We start from the raw sequence: 19,238 nt of genomic DNA on the forward strand, positions 1-19,238 counted from the left end.
TAGTCTGTGTATTATCATTATTATTTATAGATAATAATGAATCAATTATTGAAATGATTTTTAAAATATTTACAGTGGTACTAATTGCTTTTATGTATTTGACATATACCTCTAAAATTAATTATTGGTATTTGTTATTATTAATGTATTGTATTATTGCAGATACATTAATAATATTTGAGCAAGAATTTTTAAGAGGGGGAGTATTATTTGTAGTGTTTACAAGATTCACATATTTAATTATATTAAAAAAAACAATATTAAATGTAAAGTTAAAGCCTGCTTTGTTTTACTTAATACCCTGTGTATTATTGTTTGTTTTATTGTCTTACCTGCTCTCACTTTTTATTGAAAATGTACTGATATCTGTTTTCATAGTTTGTTTTTTAAATTTAACGGTTATAGGCTTATCTTTTTATAAGTATTTAAATAAAATGACAAGAGATAATTTATATTTTATGCTAGGTATTTTTTTAATTACTATTGCAGATTTTATAATAGTGTTTAATAAATATTTAGATTATCGATTATATTATGTAATTCTATATACGGTGATGTATTATGTGGCACGTTATTTAATCTGTATTGCAATGATTAATCAAAAAAAATATTCTCTTATGTCAAAATAAATATGTTGAAAAACCAATAATATACCGTGTTGTAAAATTAATTTTTATCAATCACATCACCAGAACCTATAGAGCTTGTGTCAATTTTTTTAGGTCTACCTTTATAATAAACGCTACCAGAACCAACAATACTGGCTTTTATTTTAGTAGACACAGTTGTTTGCACACTTCCAGAGCCGGCAATACTTGCTTTTAAGCTGTTTGTGTCTAATTCGTAAGCTTTTACGCTGCCAGACCCAGCAATAGAGCATTTAAAATTATCGGTATTCCCTTTTAATTTAATATTTCCTGAACCACCAATTGATGTCTTTATTGTATTTGCATCAACATTTGCAATGATATTCCCTGAACCACCTATGTTAAAAGCTACTTCATCAGATTTAATACGTTTTTTAACATTTATATTACCAGAACCACCTAAAGAAATAACATTAATATCTTTAAAAGGAATAGTAATAATTAAACGCTTGGTTGTTCTGATATTTATATTTTCTTTAAATTGAACTTTCAGCTTGCCGTTATTTACGATTGTTTCAATATAAGGAAGTAAGTTTTCTTCTCCTTCAATAGTAATTTTACCTTCTGTTCCGGCTACTAGATTAACCTCAAAAGAACCACCAACGAAAACTTTATCAAATTGATTAATTGACCTGGTTTTTGTGATAACATTTCCATTACCTCTAATTTTTTTAGAGTTCCACCAACTTTGTGCGTTTATGGTAAGAGAAAGGAAAATTATCAGACTTGTTATAAGTTGTTTTTTCATGTTGTTTGTTTTAAAGTTAGTGTTGTTTATTTTATTCTTGTAGATAAATATATCTAAGAAGAGTTTTTTTCAGAGTATAAATAATGTTTTTAATTATTTAATCTTTAAAAGAAACACTTCCATATTTAGATTTTATAACAATGGTAGCGTTAGCGTTACCTTTGCCATAAACACCTTCATAGTATTTTGAAGTATTTTTTTTAATACTTTTATATAGTTCTACTTTGTTTTCAGGATAATTAAACCCAGCATACCCTAAATCGATGGTGAATTTAAAATTAATATTGTTGTTTGTGCCTAATTTAATGCCTGCGTAACTAGCGTCGATTATAATTTCTTCAAAGTCTTTCATTATATTCTCAACTTTAATACCCCCAAACTCTGTATTAATTTTAAGTTTTTTTCTTAATGTTTTGATTTTTACACCAGCATAATCAGAACTACCCTGAATATTTTTAACATCATTTACCGAAATACTTCCATAATCACTATTAAAGTTTAGGTTATCAATATCTCCTATTTTTACTGTTGAATAATCAGCATTAACATTTAAAGATTCTGATTTTTCAACAATTAGTTTTGAGTAATCAATATTAATGCTACCAGATTTCATAAAATTAATTTCAGAACCTCCACAATAATCAAGGTTAATAGAATTTGAATCATTTAATAATTGATCAACATTTATGTTTCCATAATCACAATTTATGTTAGCTTTTCCTATCAGTTTATCTAATTCAATAGTGCCATATTTATTATTTAAATCAGCATTATTAGTTATAGGCATTTTTACAAAATAATTAATTTTATAATTAATATTATCATTACCCCCCCACAACCAATTAGATTTAGTGCTTTCGATTTTAGTACGTGCTTCTACTAAGTTTTTAGTAGCTTCAAAAAAAACGTTTATTGAGTTAAGTTTTTTATCAACGTTATTTAAATCATTTCCTTTTACTGTTATTTTAACCTCAATTTCAATACGATTTTCACTCCATGTAGTTACGTTTACGTTACCATACTTATTGTTAATATATAAGGTTGCATTTTTAGTAACGATAAAATCTTTGCTAATCGTTTTACTTTTTTCGTGTTTTTTTTTATCATTGGCCAACATTACAGTTGGTAACAGTATAAAAAGGAATATAAGTTTATATAATTTCATCATCTATGAGTTCTAGTTTTGCGGGATTTTTTTGGTGCTCTAATTGTAATAAGAGCCTTTCTAATACATTTAACCTTTGTTGGTAATTACCAATCATTTTTTGAATAACCTGACGCTTATTTTCATTCTTAGTTAATTCACTAATAAGTGATTTATAATGATCTTCTAGTTCTTCAATTTCATTTAAAGAATCTTCAATAATTGTTTCAGTTTCAATATTTCTATACTGCTCTAATTCTTTTAATTCTTGATTTATTGTTGAAACAAAAAAACTTTGCGCTTCAGCCATTTTAGGAGAAACATCAGCAAGATCATAACTGTTGTTTTGTTGATTATTACCAAGGTAAAACCCTAAGACAAGTACGATAGATGCCGCAATGCTTATCCAGAAAATAGTTGGTTTTTGCTGTTGTTTTTTCGAATTAAGTTTTCTTTGAAAACGATCTGAATGACCAGAATGGGGTTCGAATATATCGAAATCATTCTCATCAAAAAACTGATGCAGTTTATCCTCCATATATTTGTTTTTTATTAGTGTTGACGAGTAATACCTGCTTTAATTTCTTTTTTGCTCTTGATATTGTTGTACGTACATTTTCGTTTGTATAGTTTAATATTTCCGAAATTTCTTCATAATCATAACCTTCTATTAAATTTAAAGTTAATACAATTCGGTAATTTTCTTTTAAATTTTGTAAACTTTCCATTACTTGTTTTACGTTTAAAGAATTGTAATTAATAGGTGTTTCTTCAATTTCGTAATTAGGAATAACATCCATCTTAACTTCTTCGTACCTATTATTTTTCTTTAATTGCGTAAGGCTTTTATTTACTACAATTCTTTTCAACCAAGCACCAAAAGCAACTTCACCTTTAAAAGTATTTAATTTAGTAAAAGCGGTTAAAAAAGCTTCTTGAATTAAGTCTTCAGCTTCAAATTCGTCTTTTAAAATACGATATGCACTGTTATACATTGCTTTATAATAGGCATTGTACACTTGCATTTGCGCAGCGCCATCATTTTTTTTACAGCGTTCGATTAGTTGGTTGATATGTGTTTTTTTAGACTCCAAAGAAATCATTCTATACTAGAGACAATTTGGTTTTTGAATTGTGACAGTTATTTTGATAAAAGTAAAAATTTATTCTAAATAAGTTACCTTCATAAAGGTAATAATCTGTAATTAAGTAAATTATATTTTGTTTATTTTAATATGTTAAAGATTGAAGAGATTTAATAAAACGAATCAAAATATGTATATTTGGCATAATGATTGACAGTGTAAAAATTATAGAATGCCCGCGAGATGCAATGCAAGGAATCAAAAGTCATTTTATTCCCACAGAAGCAAAGGCAAAGTATATCAATTCACTATTAAAAGTAGGGTTTGATACTATAGATTTTGGAAGTTTTGTATCACCCAAAGCAATTCCTCAAATGAGAGATACTGCCGAGGTTTTATCAAAATTAGATTTATCAACAACAAGAAGTAAGTTATTATCAATTGTAGCAAATGTAAGAGGAGCGAACGATGCTTCTCAGTTTGAAGAGATAGATTATTTAGGGTATCCTTTTTCTATATCAGAAAACTTTCAAATGCGTAATACGCACAAAACAATTGAACAATCAATAGATACGTTAAAAGAAGTATTAGCGATAGCAAACAGAACTAATAAAGAAGTAGTAGCGTATTTATCAATGGGTTTTGGAAATCCGTATGGAGACCCATGGAGTGTTGAGATTGTAGGTGAGTGGACTGAGAAATTGTCTAATTTAGGCGTTAAAATCTTATCATTATCAGACACCGTTGGTAGCTCAACACCTAAGGATATTGATTATTTATTTTCAAACCTAATACCTAGTTACCCGCAAATAGAGTTTGGTGCTCATTTACATACTACACCAACAAAATGGCATGAAAAGGTAGACGCAGCTTTTAAAGCAGGATGCCATCGTTTTGATGGAGCCATTATGGGGTATGGAGGTTGCCCAATGGCAAAAGATGATTTAACGGGTAATATGCCAACTGAAAAATTATTATCTTATTTTACGGCAAATAAAGTAGCAACAAATATAAAACCAATGAGTTTTGAAAGTGCTTACAATAAAGCACTTGAAGTTTTTTAATAAAATATGAAGTTTAAAATTATCATACTTTTTTTATTTTTCGCATCACTTTGTCAATCACAAAATGATGAAAGAGTAGGAGTATGGCAAATTCGTAATGGAGGATTAATAAAAAACAGGTCTAATAAAAATGATTTAGCAAACGATTACTGGAAAGAGTTCTACAGAATTTTTCCAAAGGAGTTAACAACAAGGTTTGTTAGGCGAATTGTTTTAATGACCGATGGTATTGATGAGAAAACAGGTGCATTAGTATCTTTAAACTCTAGAAATGATAAATGGCAATTAGAAATAGATGTTAAAGATGTTAACTTAAAATCTAGAAATAAAAAAAGATTATATGAGTCTATTTATACAATGACTCATGAGTTTGGGCATTTATTAACGTTAAACAAAACACAAATAAGACCAACAGCAAAAGAGAAGCAAGAAGAAGGAGAGTTGTACTTAACTTTAGAAGGAGAAGCTTATAAAAGTAGCTATATTAATAGGTTTGTTAACTTATTTTGGAAAGGTACTTTATTAGATAACTGGGATGTTATTCAAAGAGATTACTGTTATACTGAAGCGAATTGTGTTGAGAAATTATATGATTTATATCAAAATAATTCATCAGAATTTTTAACTGATTATGCAGCTATAAGCCCTGAGGAGGATATTGTAGAAAGTTGGACAGCCTTTGTTTTACGATCTAAAATTAGAAATCCTAAAACGATTGCACATAAAAAAATTAATTTCTTTTATCAATTTCCAGAGTTGGTAGCATATCGAAAGATGATTAGGCAAAATACTCGTAAATATCTTCATTAGAATATGTAAATTTGTTTCATTAAAAAACACTCAATGAAACAAGTTAAAATTCTATTTACAATAACACTAACAATTTTTCTAGTTGGTTGTACTTCTAATAAAAACACAAAAACTGCTCATCAGTTTAATAAACAAGCAGGAAAAACATACTTTAATATACTTCAATTAAACGACGTTTACGAAATAGCACCTATTCAAGGAGGTAAGTTCGGCGGAATGGCTAGGGTAGAAACCGTACATCAAAACTTATTGAAAGAAAATAAAAATACCCTGCTTGTTATGGCAGGAGATTTTTTGAATCCTTCATTAATCGGAACCATGAAAGTTGATGGATCTCGAGTAAGAGGTAGGCAAATGGTTGAAGTAATGAATGCGATGAGTTTCGATCTCGTGGCGTTTGGTAATCATGAGCTAGACTTAAGTTATACTAGTTTACAAGAAAGACTAAATGAAAGTAATTTCGATTGGATTTCTTCAAATGTATTACATAATAAAGATGGAGAACACTCTTATTTCCATAAAATTCTTAAAGGGAAAAAAGAAAACCTTAAAGATTCTTTTATTAAAGAATTTAATAATGAAGATGGTACAAAATTAAAAGTAGGTTTTATAAGTGCTTGTATTCCGTCAAACCCGAAAGGTTATGTGTATTATGGAGATATGTATGAAGAAATACAAAGAGCTTATAATGAGATAAAAGATAATGTTGATGTTGTTATAGGTTTAACGCATTTAACATTAGAACAAGACAAAAAAGTAGCTGAAATGTTTCCTAATATTCCCTTAATAATGGGAGGGCATGAGCATACTAATACTTACGAGAATGTAGGAGATGTAACTATCGCAAAAGCAGATGCAAATGCAAAAACGGCTTACATTCATAGATTTGAATATGACCCAGTAACAAAGAAAGTGCAATTAAAATCGGAATTAAAAGAGATCAACGATCAAATTCCTATAGATAAAAATGTAGGAGCGGTTGTAACCAAGTGGCAGCAGGTTTTAAAGAATAAAATTCAAGATATTGTTCCGAACCCGTATGAAGTAATTTATAACTCAAAAACACCTTTAGACGCTACAGAAACAACCATACGAAGTACGCAGACTAATATGGGACAACTTATTACTAAAGCAATGAGTTTTGCCTATGAAAATAAAGTAGATTGTGCCTTAGTAAACGGAGGATCTGTTCGTATTGATGATGTATTAGAGGGAGAAGTAAATGTAGTAGATGTTTTTAGAGTTTTACCTTATGGTGGAGCAATTTTAAAGGTTGATATAAAAGGAAGTTTACTAAAAGATGTTTTAGAATATAGTATTAATGCCGCAGGTACTGGAGCTTATTTACAGCGTTACAATGCTAATAAAATAAACGATGATTGGCAAATAGCTAATCAACCTATAAAATTAGATAAAGTATATTCCGTTGCATTTTCAGATTATTTGTTAAGAGGGTTAGATATACCTGCTTTATCTGATAAAAACCCAGGCGTTATTTCTGTTTATAAACCAAAACCAACAGAATTAAGTTACGATATTAGAAAAGCTGTAATAAGCTACCTTAAAAGTATAAAACAATAACTTTTTGATTTTTAACTTATTAAGATTTATTGTAAATAACGTAACAAAGTTTATTTAAAATAAATCTTAATAAGCTTTGTTAGATTGATTAAGTCTTTTACATTTGCACCCGTAAAACAATTAATTATTTAAAGTTAATCTAAATAAAGATGAAAAAAGTATTTTTTGCAGTGTTATTAACTGCATCATTATTCGCAACAGCACAATCAGCCCCACAAGATAGTATTCCTACAAACCCACAAAGTCAACAAAATGCTGCACAGCGCCTTTTGTCTTCTAATTTAAGTCAAAAAGGATTAACTGTAGGTGGTTATGCTGAAACTCATTATAACAGAGCTACAGGACAAAATGCAAATTTAGATGTACACAGAGTTGTAGTATTATTTGGTTATAAATTTAACGAAAGAACACAGTTTATTACAGAATTAGAGTTTGAACACGTAAAAGAAGTATACGTAGAACAAGCTTTTATACAATATAGTTTAACAGACAATATTAACTTAAGAGCAGGTTTAATGCTAGTGCCAATGGGTATTGTAAACGAATACCATGAACCAACAACTTTTAACGGTGTTGAAAGACCTAGTATGGATAAATCGATTGTACCAAGTACTTGGAGAGAAATTGGTTTAGGACTTTCTGGTAGATGGGATGAAGCATCTTTGCGTTACCAAGCATATGTTTTTAACGGTTTTACTTCTGATAATGATGGTAAGTATTTAGGAGGTAGCAACGGATTTCGTAACGGACGCCAAAAAGGAGCTGAATCTATGATGAATAATGTAAATTTCTCAGGGAAATTAGATTATTACGGATTACCAGGTTTACGTTTAGGTTTATCAGGATACTTTGGTAGAACTCAATCTGAAAAAGCAATTGAAAATATTGATGGATCTGACGTAGGTATTGCAATGATTGGTTTAGATGCTCGTTATGCATACAAACGTTTTACTGCAAGAGGTCAGTTTATTCATGCTAATGTTACAGATAGTGAAGGCTATAATGCCTATTACGGTTCTGATTTAGGAAGCGCTTTACAAGGATGGTACTTAGAGACAGCCTATAATTTATTAGCCCAAGATAAAAAACAACAATTATTCGCATTTGCTCGTTACGAAGATTATAATACACATGCTTCTACTGAAGGTGGCTTAGCTAAAAATTTGGCTTATGATCGTGATGAATGGACGTTTGGATTAACGTATAAAGTAGCACCAGGTGCTGCATTTAAGGCAGATTACCAGTTTAAAAATAATGCAATTGACGGAAGTCAAACAATCAAACAATTAAACTTAGGGTTTGGTGTTTGGTTCTAATTAAAATTAAAAGTTTGTTATTATTTGTAGAGATCGAACCAAGTTTTTATAATTTGGTTCGGTTTTTGTTTTTTATTTAGACTAATTCTAATTATTTTTGCAGTATGAAAACTCGCACTTTATTACTTTTCTTATTTATAGTTACTTCATTAGGATTGCTATCTTTTAGTGTTCCTAAGAATTTACAGAAAAAAGTTGAAAAAGAAATTAAAAAAACATTTAATGTTGATGAGTTTTCGTTGAGTAAAGTAATTGTTCCAGAAGCGGTAAACAATAAATTAAAAGGTGAAATTTCTGAAGAAAATTTACTAAAGATTACAGTAGAGGATAAAGTTTTAGGATTTGCTTTTATTAATAAAGCACCTAGTAAAACAGATGAATTTGACTATTTAGTTTTATTAGACAAGGAATTAATCGTCATGAAAACGAAGATATTAATATATCGCGAGGATTATGGTGGCGAAATTGGTAGTAAGCGTTGGTTAAAGCAGTTTATAGGTAAAACATCAAAAGATACTTTGAAATACGAAAAAGATATTATAGCAATTTCAGGAGCAACAATTTCCGCTTCATCAATGACAATTGCAGTTAATACTTTTCTTCAAAATTTAGAAATCCTTCATCAAAATAAAGTGTTGTAAATGCAAATTCACGGCGTAATTCATCAGTTTCCGAAAGAAATAAAATTATTAATACTAGCTTTTGTTTGCACTTTAAGTATTGGTTTTTTTGGTGGAATATCATTTGTTAGAGATACGACAAATTCTAATCCAACGGGGATAGAAGAGCGTTATTTAGGTAACGAAGATGTTGAAGAGGCTACCACAATGAAATTTAAAAAATCAGCAGGAGAAATAAAAACAACAGTACACAATCATATTTTATCGCTTTCGGTAATTTTCTTTTTGTTGGCTATCATTGTATCAACAACAAGTATCAATAAAAAATTAAAATTATTTTTAATGATTGAACCCTTTATATCAATCATTTGTACTTTCGGAGGTATCTATTTAATGTGGACAGGTATTACTTGGATGAAATATATTATTATGATTTCTGGTTTATTGATGACGCTTTCATTCGGAATCTCTGTTTTAATGATCTTTAGTCAAGTGATATCAAATAGGAAGTTGACTTTAGAATAAAGTGTACAGAATCAGTTCTTATTTATAAAACTAGATATTCAATAAATGGATTTATCTGCGAATTTTTGGGGAAATAAATATAAGTCCAATAAGATTGGTTGGGATTTAGGTGCTATTTCTCCACCTTTAAAAGCTTTTTTTGATCAATTAGAAAACAAAGAATTAAAAATTTTAATTCCTGGAGGGGGAAATTCTTACGAAGCAGAATATCTTTTTAATAACGGATTTAAAAATATTTTTGTAGTTGATATTTCTAAGGAACCTTTAGATAACCTGAAGAAAAGAGTTCCGGTATTTCCTTTATCACAATTAATTAACGCTAATTTTTTTGATATAAATTTTACTTTTGATTTAATAATCGAACAAACTTTTTTTTGCGCCATAGATCCGAATTTACGTGTGAAATATGCTTCAAAAATGAATGATTTGCTTAATAAAAACGGAAAATTAGTCGGTTTGTTATTTGATGCAAAACTAAATGAAGATCATCCGCCTTTTGGGGGAAATAAAGAAGAATATTTATCTTACTTCAAGCCTTATTTCAATATAACTAAAATGGAGCCTTGCTATAATTCTTATCATAATAGAAAGGGTATGGAGTTGTTTGTAATACTCCAGAAAAAGTAGTTCTTAATACTATCTTTAATTTCCTTTTAAACGCATCCATAATTCTGATAGTAATTTTTTGCCATCTCTCTTATCTTTAGGTTCTTCTTTTAAAAGAATATTACCTAAGCGATCTTCAGTAATTTTATATTTAAAAACAAAGTTTTGAGAGTTTGGCTTCAAACTTAAAAGGCCAAATCGTAAGTCATTATAATAAAGGTTTTCATCCTTTTTTGTAATAGTATACCATCCTTCAGAAGTAGCAATCATTTGTTTTATTTTTTGATTATCAGCTAGGTTTCCTAATAAATGATGATTTTTAGGATAAGAATTAAAAGTAATAGGTTGTGTATCAAAAAATGAATAATTGGCTAGTAGATAAGCATTTTCTGTTTCTACGTTAGCACTCCAAAGAATGGTATTCATTGGTGAAGGTCTGGTGTCTAATTGTAAATAAGAGATGTTTTGAGCTTTTAGAGCAGTTTCAAATTGATTGAAAGCCATCCATTTTAAAAAAAATGTAAGCACTAAATAAGAGGAACTTACTACTAAGCCAATTGTATTATAAATGCGACGTTTTTTAGCTGTTCGTTTTTGCCTCATAGCTAATAGTAGAAAAACTAAAAAAGGAACCGTATAAAGCGGGTCGATAACAAATATGGTTTTAAATGCTAGTCGGATATCAAAAGGCCAAAAAAATTGTGTTCCCCAAGTAGTATGAGCATCTAAAATAGGATGTGTAACAAAAGCCCAAAAAAACAACCAAGACCAATTTTTAAAATTCTTGTATTTCTCATAGCGAGAAACCAACCAACCAAAAACAGGAGCGAAGAGCACAGAAAATAATATAGAATGTGTAAACCCACGATGGACAGAAAGTGCTGTTACTGTATCTGTAAAGTATGAAGTAAGTACATCTAAGTCAGGAACAGTTCCTGCAATTGCACCATAAAGAATGGCTTTGTTACCAATTTTTCTTCCTAGAACAGCTTGGCCTACAGCGGCACCTAATATTACTTGAGTAAGTGAATCCATATAGGTATCAAAAATAAGATATGTATATCAGAATATACCTTATACTTTCTTTAATCTAGTTTTTGTTAAGTAACCTTTGTTACTGCCAGAGGTTTTTTATCGACCTATTTTTGCAGTATCAAATAACATAGTAATGAAAAAAATAAATTTTTTAATACTTTCTTTTCTGTCATTGGTAACCTCAATACAAGCACAAGAGTTAGTGTCAATAACAAAAACGAAGGTTTTATTTAAGGTTTCTAAAAATAACGCAAGTATTAAGATAACTAAAGAAGAATTTAAGCAGGCAAAAGCAGATTATAGCCAGACTAACGCTTTGTTTTTGCCAAATATTACAGTAAGTCACACAGCTATGGTGACAACAAATCCATTAATGGCTTTTGGGGCTAAATTAAATCAGGAAATTTTAAAGCAAAACGATTTTAACCCTGCGTTATTAAACGATCCTTCTCAGATCGAAAATTTTACAACAAAGTTTTCAATTCAGCAACCATTACTAAATTTAGATGGCCTTTACCAACGAAAAGCGGCAAAATCTAAAATAGAAGCTATGTCTTTAAAAGTAGCTCGGACACAAGATTATTTAATATTTGAAGTAGAAAAAGCATACATGCAATTACAATTAGCTTATAAAGCAGTTACTGTTTTAGAAAAAGCATTAACAGCAGCAAATGCGAATCAAAAATTAGCAGATAATAGTTTTAAGCAAGGTTATTTGCAACGTGTAGATGTGTTGAATGTAGAAGTACGTGTAACAGAAGTTCAAAACCAATTACAAACAGCTAAAAGCAATGTGCAAAATGCGTCTAATTATTTGTCTTTCTTAATGAATGACAAAAGTTATGTAGTTTACATACCAACTGATGAATTAGTAGTTTCAACTTTTATAATAGAAGATAAAATGATTTCTAAAAACCGTGCAGATATTAAAGCGATGCAATTGGCAACAAAAGCTTTTGATGCAATGAATAAAGCAGATAAAATGGCTTTTTTACCAAGCTTGAATGCTTTTGCAAGTTATGAGTTGCATGACGACCAAATTTTTCAAGGTGATGCAAATGGTTATTTATTTGGAGCACAACTAAGCTGGGATATTTTTAAGGGGACTAAACGTTTTGGAAAAGCTCAAAAAAGTAAATCGAAATATGAGCAATCTATGTTAGAATACCAACAATATATCTCTAAAAGTAATTTAGAATTAAACAAAGTAAAACGTGCTTTTTTAGATGCTGAAAATAAATTGAAATTAACCTCTTTAGCATTAAAACAATCCGAAGAATCTTTACGTATTAGAACAAATAGATTTAGTGAAGGTTTAGAAAAAACTTCCGATTTATTAATGGCTGAAACAAAATATTCACAAAAACAATTAGAATATTATCAAACCATATTTGAATTCAATTATGCGCAAGCTTACTTGCAATTTTTAACTAAAGAATAAAATCTCTCGACTGCGCTCGAGGAGACAAAATACTGTCTGGTTTAGCGCAGTCGAGACCTAGATAAAAAACATCACACTGAGCGCAGTCGAAGTGTCTTAAATAAAAAATAACAACCATGAAAAAAACATATACAATCCTAACACTTTCTGTAGCGCTATTAGTAGCGAGTTGTGGTAGCGAAGACAAAAAACCAGTTGTAGATAATTCGCCAGCAATTAGCGTAAAAACGAGTCAAGTAGCAGTAAATGGGAATAGCCCTTTTTTATCTATAAGCGGTAAAATACAGGCTACTAATAGTGCAGATTTAAGTACTAGAATGATGGGTTACGTTAATAAAGTACATGTAAACATAGGAGACAAAGTGCGTAAAGGACAATTATTAGTTTCTATAAATAATAGTGATTTACAAGCCAAAAGAGCGCAAGTAAATGCCGGAATAACTGAAGCTAATGCTGCTTTAAGCAATGCTCAAAAAGATTACAACCGTTTTAAAAATTTGTTTGCAGACAAAAGTGCGTCTCAAAAAGAGATGGATGATATGACTGCGAATTACGAAATGGCAAAAGCTAGAGTAGAAGGAGCTAATCAAATGAAAAACGAAATAAATGCACAGTTTACTTATAGTAATATTACGGCGCCTTTTAGCGGAACAGTAACTAGTAAAAATGTAGAAGCTGGTAATATGGCTAATCCAGGTGTGTCATTAATAAGTATTGAAACATCAGGGGATTTTGAAGTGATGGCAATGGTTCCTGAAACTGAAATTTCTGCAATTAAAAAAGAAATTACAGTTGATGTATTGGTTAAATCGATTAATAAAACCTTAAAAGGAAAAGTAAAAGAAGTAAGCACTTCAGCTAAAAATACTGGAGGGCAATATTTAGTAAAAATAGATTTAGATAAAACAGAAGTTAATATTTTATCAGGGATGTTTACAACAGTTCAATTTCCTGTGGAAAGAAAAGCAACGTCATCAATGGTTTTAATACCAAATGAAGCTATTATAACAAACGGGCAATTATCCGGAGTCTATACCGTAAGCCAAAGCAATACAGCATTATTACGTTGGTTGCGTTTAGGTAGAACTTTTGGAGATCAAGTAGAAGTGTTATCTGGTTTAAATGCAGACGAAGCATTCATTGTTTCTGCGGAAGGTAAATTGTTTAATGGCGCGAAAGTTAGTCTTAAGTAGGCAGAATTAGGTTTACAGTTTTATTTAGAGGAAAGTGTGTATTTAAAGGAGATTGATTAATAATAGTGATGAATTGCGTTAGGGATAGAAACGACATCCTTTTTTATTTAATAAATAAAATGTCATTACGAGGAGTTCAACGACGTGGTAATCTTCCAATCGATTAAGAGATGGTCACGGTTAATAAAAAATTTACTTCGCAATGACAGATAAAAAAGATACAGTGGATAGCCTGTTAAAACGCCCAAAATATAAAAATTTCCACTGTCGTGGGAATAAAAAAAGTTAAAATAATGAAAGAAGGAATCGCAGGTAAAATAGCCAAAGTCTTTATGCAATCGAAGTTAACAATACTGTTGATGATTGTGTTTATGGTAGTTGGTGTATATAGTTCGTTTTTAATTCCGCGTGAAGAAGAGCCGCAGATTGATGTGCCTATGGCAGATATTTTTGTAGGCTACCCAGGTGCAAGTCCAACGGAAGTAGAATCGCGAGTGATTAAGCCATTAGAGCAATTAATTTCGAATATCAAAGGGGTGGAATACGTGTATTCTACGTCCATGAAAGAACAAGGAATGGTCATCGTGCAGTTTTATGTTGGCGAAGATATTGAGCGTTCTTTCGTTAAATTATACAATGAGATTAACAAGCACATGGATCAAATGCCAGCAGGTGTGACGTTTCCGTTAGTAAAAACCCGTGCGATTGACGATGTGCCAATGTTAGGTTTAACGTTGTGGAGTGAAAATTATGACGATTACCAATTAAACCAAATGGCTCAAGAATTGGAAGCCGAAATTAAGAAGATAAACGATGTGGCGATTACGCATAAAATTGGAGGTCGTGACCGTCAATTACGTGTGGTTTTAGATAAGGATAAATTGTCGGCTAGCGGATTGGGTTTCTTGTCGGTGTCTGAAATGATTAAAGCAAATAATAGTCAATTAAGTGCTGGTAGTTTTGATAAAAATGATACTGAGTTTTTGGTAAATACAGGTGCTTTTTTAGCTTCGGTTACAGATGTTGAAAATTTGGTGGTTGGTGTGCAACAGAATCAGCCTATTTATTTAAAGCAAGTAGCAAAAATTATTGATGGACCAGAAGTACCACAAAATTATGTGAGTTTAGGTTACGGAAAAGGAAGTGTGAAATCGGTTGATTATAAGTCGGAATATCCTGCAGTAACTATTTCGGTTGCGAAACGGAAAGGTGCAGATGCCATGAAAATTGCTGATGTAATTATTGATAAAGTAGATCATTTACGTAGTACTTTAATTCCGGATGATGTACATGTTGAGGTTACCAGAAATTATGGTGAAACAGCGTCTCATAAAGTATCGGAATTACTGTGGCATCTTATTGGGTCTATATTTGCGGTAACCCTTGTCGTAATGCTAGCTATGGGGTGGCGTGGTGGATTGGTCGTGTTTTTATCGGTGCCAATTACGTTTGCCTTAACGTTATTGAGTTATTATATGATGGATTATACGCTAAACCGAATTACCTTATTTGCTTTAGTGTTTGTAACAGGAATTGTGGTGGATGATTCCATTATTATTGCCGAAAACATGCATAGGCATTTTAAAATGAAACGTTTACCATTTAAAGACGCTGCTTTGTATGCGATTAATGAAGTTGGTAATCCAACTATTTTAGCAACATTTACGGTTATCGCATCTGTTTTACCTATGGCGTTTGTGTCTGGGTTAATGGGGCCATATATGGCGCCAATGCCAATAGGAGCGTCTATTGCTATGATATTGTCCTTATTTGTAGCCTTAACGATCACCCCTTATTTAGGGTATATTTTCTTAAGAGAAAAAGATAAAAAAGGAGCAGAAGAGAAACCAGAACAGGCTGTTGAAGACACGCTTATTTATAAGATTTATAACAAGTTTGAACGCCCGTTAATAGAAAATAAAAGAAAACGCTGGTTATTTTTGGGAGGAACTTTTGTAGTATTAATGGGAACCATGGTGTTGTTTTTTACGAATTCGGTGGCAGTAAAAATGTTACCATTTGATAACAAGAATGAGTTCCAAGTAGTTATTGATATGCCTGAAGGCACAACGCTAGAAAGAACAGGAGTTGTAGCACAAGAAGTGTCGCAATACTTAGCGACGCGACCAGAAGTGGTGAATTATCAAAATTATGTTGGTACATCTGCACCAATTACGTTTAACGGTTTGGTACGTCATTACGATTTACGAGGAGGAAGCAATATGGCAGATATCCAAGTGAATTTAATTGATAAAGGTGAACGTGATATACAAAGTCACGGAATTGCTAAAGTAATGCGTCCAGACATTCAGAAAATTGCAGCAAAGTATAACGCTAATATTAAATTGGTAGAAGTACCACCAGGACCTCCAGTATTGTCAACGATTGTTGCAGAAGTATATGGACCTGATTATAACGAGCAAATTAAAATTGCCAATGGCGTTCAAGAGATTTTAAAAAACACGGATGATGTAGTAGATATCGATTGGATGGTGGAAGCCGATCAAACGGAGTATCAATTTGATATAAACAAGGAAAAAGCCATGTTGTACGGTGTGGCACCACAACAAATTGCATATACTATGAATATGGCGTTGTCTAGCAGACCAATTACTAATTTATATGATGAAAACGCGGTTATTCAAGTAGGTTTGGTATTAACTTTAGATGAAAAGGAAAAATCTACTATTTCTGATATTTCACAATTAAAAGTAAGATCGAAACAAGGAAACATGGTGGCAATAGCTGATTTGGTAACGATTACAGAAACTGTTGCTGCAAAAAGTATTTATCGTAAAAATCAGAAACGTGTGGTTTATGTGATGGCAGATATGGCAGGAGAATTAGAAAGCCCTGCGTATGCTATTTTAGGAATGGAAGATAAACTAAAAGAAATTCCGTTACCAAAAGGGTATGAGTTAAACGAAATGTATTTAGGTCAGCCAGATTTTGAAGATAATTATACGGTAAAATGGGATGGAGAATGGCAAATTACTTTGGAGGTATTTAGAGATTTAGGAATTGCCTTTTTAGGAGCTATTATCTTGATTTATATTTTAATTGTTGGTTGGTTTCAAAACTTTAAAGCGCCAATCGTTATGATGGTTGCGATACCATTATCGTTAATCGGAATTATTTTAGGACACTGGATTATGGGCGCCTTTTTTACAGCGACTTCTTTTATTGGTATGATTGCTCTAGCAGGGATTATGGTTCGGAATTCGGTGTTATTGATTGATTTTATCAACTTAAGAACAGCAGAAGGTGTACCGCTGAAACAAGCGTGTATTGAATCAGGAGCAGTACGTACAACCCCAATTTTATTAACCGCAGGAACGGTTGTTATTGGTGCGTTTGTAATACTGTTTGATCCGATTTTTCAAGGATTGGCGATATCATTAATGGGGGGAACTATAGTGTCTACAGTATTAACTTTATTAGTTGTGCCTCTTGTATATTATATGATAGAAAAAAAGAATTATAAATAATAAAAATTAATTAAAATGTTAAATACATATTTTAGAGTAATTGTTGGAGTAATGGTATTATTAAGCGTGGTGCTTTCGGTTTATGTTAGTCCAAAATGGATGTGGTTTACGGTCTTTATAGGTGTAAATTTAATACAGTCTGCATTTACAAAATGGTGTTTATTAGAAACGATATTAGTAAAGTTAGGTGTCAGGAAAGAGGGTGCAGGTTGTGGTGTTAAATAACATTAGTTTTTTAATAACTATTTGTGTTTTTGATGAGTTTATATGTAATAATGCCGCATTTTTTTCGAAGAATGCGGCATTATTTATAGGAGTTTAATCTAATAAAATAAGAAGAAATAATTATTGCGTAAAATTACTTTGTTAACCTTAATTTAAAATTGAGTTGCCATTATTTATAGTATATTTGCACGTAATTAATTAACAACACACTAAATTAATTGCACATGCAAGCTCACCAATCAAAAATAGTAGGCGAAGGTTTAACGTACGATGACGTTTTATTAATACCAGCTTATTCAGAAATACTTCCAAGAGAAGTTTCTATTCAAACAAAATTTACAAAAAACATAACAATTAACGTTCCTATCGTTTCTGCAGCGATGGACACTGTTACCGAATCGGCAATGGCAATTGCTATGGCTAGAGAAGGAGGTATAGGTGTTTTACATAAAAACATGACTATCGAGCAACAGGCTCAAGAAGTTCGTAAGGTAAAACGTGCAGAAAGCGGTATGATTATCGATCCGGTTACGTTACCATTAACAGCCGTTGTTTTAGATGCTAAAATGTTAATGAAAGAACATAGTATTGGCGGAATTCCGGTTGTTGACGATAACGGAACTTTAAAAGGAATTGTAACTAATCGTGATTTGCGTTTCGAGCATAAAAATGATAGAGCTATTGTTGAGGTAATGACCAAGGAAAATTTGGTTACTGCAGCAGTAGGAACTTCATTAAAATCAGCTGAAAGTATTTTACAAGAAAATAAAATTGAAAAATTATTAATTGTAGACGATAATTATAAACTTTCAGGGTTAATTACTTTTAGAGATATTACAAAAGTTACTCAAAAACCAATAGCAAATAAAGATACTTACGGACGTTTACGTGTTGCAGCTGCATTAGGTGTTACTGCAGACGCTGTTGATAGAGCAGAAGCTTTAGTAAAAGCAGGTGTAGATGCGGTTATTATAGATACAGCACACGGACATACAAAAGGTGTGGTTACTGTTTTAAAAGAAGTAAAAGTAAAGTTTCCAGACTTAGATGTAATTGTTGGGAATATAGCAACGGCAGAGGCGGCTAAATATTTAGTGGAAGCTGGAGCTGATGCAGTAAAAGTTGGTATAGGACCGGGTTCTATTTGTACAACTCGTGTAGTTGCAGGTGTAGGTTTTCCTCAGTTTTCAGCAGTGTTAGAAGTTGCAGCAGCAATAAAAGGAAGCGGTATACCAGTAATTGCAGATGGAGGAATCCGTTATACAGGAGATATTCCGAAAGCGATTGCTGCAGGTGCAGATTGTGTTATGTTAGGATCTTTATTAGCAGGAACTAAAGAATCACCAGGTGAAACGATTATCTATGAAGGACGTAAGTTTAAGTCGTATAGAGGAATGGGATCTGTTGAAGCAATGAAAGAAGGTTCTAAAGATCGTTATTTTCAGGATGTTGAAGATGATATTAAAAAATTAGTACCAGAAGGTATTGTTGGTCGTGTGCCATATAAAGGAGATTTAGAAGAAAGTATTCATCAGTTTGTTGGTGGTTTACGAGCAGGTATGGGCTATTGTGGATCTAAAGATGTAGAAACTTTACAAAACACAGGTAAGTTTGTGCGTATTACTTCAAGCGGAATAAATGAAAGCCATCCTCATGATGTAGCAATTACAAAAGAAGCTCCGAATTATAGTAGAAGATAGAAATCACTGT

At 31.4% G+C, this 19,238-nt stretch carries 18 protein-coding genes; 13 read left to right on the forward strand and 5 right to left on the reverse strand.

Annotated elements, in window-relative coordinates; genetic code table 11:
- The first annotated feature begins 53 nt into the window (after nt 1-53).
- Entirely contained in the window at nt 54-629 is a 576-nt protein-coding gene (locus ACQ629_RS00825; protein WP_483706016.1) for a lysoplasmalogenase family protein, read from the forward strand.
- A gap of 37 nt (nt 630-666) precedes the next feature.
- Here ACQ629_RS00825 and ACQ629_RS00830 read toward each other — a convergent pair whose 3' ends face one another.
- The 4 genes from ACQ629_RS00830 to ACQ629_RS00845 form a co-directional block, all read right to left on the reverse strand.
- The gene (locus ACQ629_RS00830) at nt 667-1,395 is read right to left on the reverse strand and encodes a head GIN domain-containing protein (RefSeq protein ID WP_483706018.1); all 729 of its coding nucleotides are present in this window, start codon (nt 1,393-1,395) and stop codon (nt 667-669) included.
- Between the two features lie 97 nt (nt 1,396-1,492).
- Complete coding sequence (locus ACQ629_RS00835; RefSeq protein ID WP_483706020.1) at nt 1,493-2,560, reverse strand: hypothetical protein; 1,068 nt, start codon at nt 2,558-2,560, stop codon at nt 1,493-1,495.
- On the reverse strand, nt 2,547-3,077 hold the full coding sequence (locus ACQ629_RS00840) for a hypothetical protein (protein WP_483706022.1): 531 nt from the start codon (nt 3,075-3,077) through the stop codon (nt 2,547-2,549). The genes ACQ629_RS00835 and ACQ629_RS00840 overlap by 14 nt, the downstream gene beginning before the upstream one ends.
- Nucleotides 3,067-3,633 carry an RNA polymerase sigma factor gene (locus ACQ629_RS00845; RefSeq protein ID WP_483706024.1) on the reverse strand — a complete coding sequence of 189 codons (567 nt, stop codon included), beginning with the start codon at nt 3,631-3,633 and terminating at the stop codon, nt 3,067-3,069. The genes ACQ629_RS00840 and ACQ629_RS00845 overlap by 11 nt, the downstream gene beginning before the upstream one ends.
- 197 nt (nt 3,634-3,830) lie before the next feature.
- Here ACQ629_RS00845 and ACQ629_RS00850 point away from each other — a divergent pair, with 197 nt between their 5' ends.
- The 7 genes from ACQ629_RS00850 to ACQ629_RS00880 all read left to right on the forward strand — a co-directional run bounded on the left by ACQ629_RS00850 (nt 3,831) and on the right by ACQ629_RS00880 (nt 10,167).
- A complete protein-coding gene (locus ACQ629_RS00850) occupies nt 3,831-4,688 on the forward strand; it encodes a hydroxymethylglutaryl-CoA lyase (protein ID WP_483706026.1) in 858 nt (285 codons plus the stop codon).
- Nucleotides 4,689-4,694: 6 nt separating this feature from the next.
- Complete coding sequence (locus ACQ629_RS00855) at nt 4,695-5,498, forward strand: hypothetical protein (RefSeq protein ID WP_483706028.1); 804 nt, start codon at nt 4,695-4,697, stop codon at nt 5,496-5,498.
- A gap of 33 nt (nt 5,499-5,531) precedes the next feature.
- Nucleotides 5,532-7,079: a bifunctional metallophosphatase/5'-nucleotidase gene (locus ACQ629_RS00860; protein ID WP_483706030.1), complete on the forward strand. Its 1,548-nt coding sequence runs from the start codon at nt 5,532-5,534 to the stop codon at nt 7,077-7,079.
- Between the two features lie 149 nt (nt 7,080-7,228).
- Nucleotides 7,229-8,395, forward strand: a complete 1,167-nt coding sequence (locus ACQ629_RS00865; RefSeq protein WP_483706032.1) for a hypothetical protein — start codon at nt 7,229-7,231, stop codon at nt 8,393-8,395.
- Nucleotides 8,396-8,499: 104 nt separating this feature from the next.
- Nucleotides 8,500-9,036 carry an FMN-binding protein gene (locus ACQ629_RS00870; protein WP_483706034.1) on the forward strand — a complete coding sequence of 179 codons (537 nt, stop codon included), beginning with the start codon at nt 8,500-8,502 and terminating at the stop codon, nt 9,034-9,036.
- Entirely contained in the window at nt 9,037-9,540 is a 504-nt protein-coding gene (locus ACQ629_RS00875; RefSeq protein WP_483706036.1) for a hypothetical protein, read from the forward strand.
- Between the two features lie 45 nt (nt 9,541-9,585).
- Entirely contained in the window at nt 9,586-10,167 is a 582-nt protein-coding gene (locus ACQ629_RS00880; protein WP_483706038.1) for a methyltransferase domain-containing protein, read from the forward strand.
- A 15-nt stretch (nt 10,168-10,182) separates the two neighbouring features.
- Here the strand turns inward: ACQ629_RS00880 and ACQ629_RS00885 are convergent, their stop codons facing one another.
- Entirely contained in the window at nt 10,183-11,181 is a 999-nt protein-coding gene (locus ACQ629_RS00885) for a metal-dependent hydrolase (RefSeq protein WP_483706040.1), read from the reverse strand.
- Between the two features lie 133 nt (nt 11,182-11,314).
- On the opposite strand from ACQ629_RS00885, the gene ACQ629_RS00890 reads away from it, so the two are divergent.
- From ACQ629_RS00890 to guaB, 5 genes are all read left to right on the forward strand, one after another.
- The gene (locus ACQ629_RS00890) at nt 11,315-12,622 is read left to right on the forward strand and encodes a TolC family protein (protein WP_483706042.1); all 1,308 of its coding nucleotides are present in this window, start codon (nt 11,315-11,317) and stop codon (nt 12,620-12,622) included.
- A 116-nt stretch (nt 12,623-12,738) separates the two neighbouring features.
- Nucleotides 12,739-13,815, forward strand: a complete 1,077-nt coding sequence (locus ACQ629_RS00895; protein WP_483706044.1) for an efflux RND transporter periplasmic adaptor subunit — start codon at nt 12,739-12,741, stop codon at nt 13,813-13,815.
- 293 nt (nt 13,816-14,108) lie between these two features.
- Nucleotides 14,109-17,303: an efflux RND transporter permease subunit gene (locus tag ACQ629_RS00900; RefSeq protein ID WP_483706046.1), complete on the forward strand. Its 3,195-nt coding sequence runs from the start codon at nt 14,109-14,111 to the stop codon at nt 17,301-17,303.
- A 15-nt stretch (nt 17,304-17,318) separates the two neighbouring features.
- A complete protein-coding gene (locus tag ACQ629_RS00905) occupies nt 17,319-17,528 on the forward strand; it encodes a YgaP family membrane protein (protein WP_483706048.1) in 210 nt (69 codons plus the stop codon).
- Nucleotides 17,529-17,752: 224 nt separating this feature from the next.
- Complete coding sequence (gene guaB, locus ACQ629_RS00910) at nt 17,753-19,228, forward strand: IMP dehydrogenase (protein WP_483706050.1); 1,476 nt, start codon at nt 17,753-17,755, stop codon at nt 19,226-19,228.
- Nucleotides 19,229-19,238: the final 10 nt, after the last annotated feature.

The organism is Tenacibaculum sp. SM2510 (assembly GCF_057002845.1).

Bases quoted from the DNA above. Each gene is read 5' to 3' on its own strand.
- ACQ629_RS00825 (WP_483706016.1), top strand. From the start codon at position 54: ATGATTTTTAAAATATTTACAGTGGTACTAATTGCTTTTATGTATTTG.
- ACQ629_RS00830 (WP_483706018.1), bottom strand. From the start codon at position 1,395: ATGAAAAAACAACTTATAACAAGTCTGATAATTTTCCTTTCTCTTACC.
- ACQ629_RS00835 (WP_483706020.1), bottom strand. From the start codon at position 2,560: ATGAAATTATATAAACTTATATTCCTTTTTATACTGTTACCAACTGTA.
- ACQ629_RS00840 (WP_483706022.1), bottom strand. From the start codon at position 3,077: ATGGAGGATAAACTGCATCAGTTTTTTGATGAGAATGATTTCGATATA.
- ACQ629_RS00850 (WP_483706026.1), top strand. From the start codon at position 3,831: ATGATTGACAGTGTAAAAATTATAGAATGCCCGCGAGATGCAATGCAA.
- ACQ629_RS00855 (WP_483706028.1), top strand. From the start codon at position 4,695: ATGAAGTTTAAAATTATCATACTTTTTTTATTTTTCGCATCACTTTGT.
- ACQ629_RS00860 (WP_483706030.1), top strand. From the start codon at position 5,532: ATGAAACAAGTTAAAATTCTATTTACAATAACACTAACAATTTTTCTA.
- ACQ629_RS00865 (WP_483706032.1), top strand. From the start codon at position 7,229: ATGAAAAAAGTATTTTTTGCAGTGTTATTAACTGCATCATTATTCGCA.
- ACQ629_RS00870 (WP_483706034.1), top strand. From the start codon at position 8,500: ATGAAAACTCGCACTTTATTACTTTTCTTATTTATAGTTACTTCATTA.
- ACQ629_RS00875 (WP_483706036.1), top strand. From the start codon at position 9,037: ATGCAAATTCACGGCGTAATTCATCAGTTTCCGAAAGAAATAAAATTA.
- ACQ629_RS00880 (WP_483706038.1), top strand. From the start codon at position 9,586: ATGGATTTATCTGCGAATTTTTGGGGAAATAAATATAAGTCCAATAAG.
- ACQ629_RS00885 (WP_483706040.1), bottom strand. From the start codon at position 11,181: ATGGATTCACTTACTCAAGTAATATTAGGTGCCGCTGTAGGCCAAGCT.
- ACQ629_RS00890 (WP_483706042.1), top strand. From the start codon at position 11,315: ATGAAAAAAATAAATTTTTTAATACTTTCTTTTCTGTCATTGGTAACC.
- ACQ629_RS00895 (WP_483706044.1), top strand. From the start codon at position 12,739: ATGAAAAAAACATATACAATCCTAACACTTTCTGTAGCGCTATTAGTA.
- ACQ629_RS00900 (WP_483706046.1), top strand. From the start codon at position 14,109: ATGAAAGAAGGAATCGCAGGTAAAATAGCCAAAGTCTTTATGCAATCG.
- ACQ629_RS00905 (WP_483706048.1), top strand. From the start codon at position 17,319: ATGTTAAATACATATTTTAGAGTAATTGTTGGAGTAATGGTATTATTA.
- guaB (WP_483706050.1), top strand. From the start codon at position 17,753: ATGCAAGCTCACCAATCAAAAATAGTAGGCGAAGGTTTAACGTACGAT.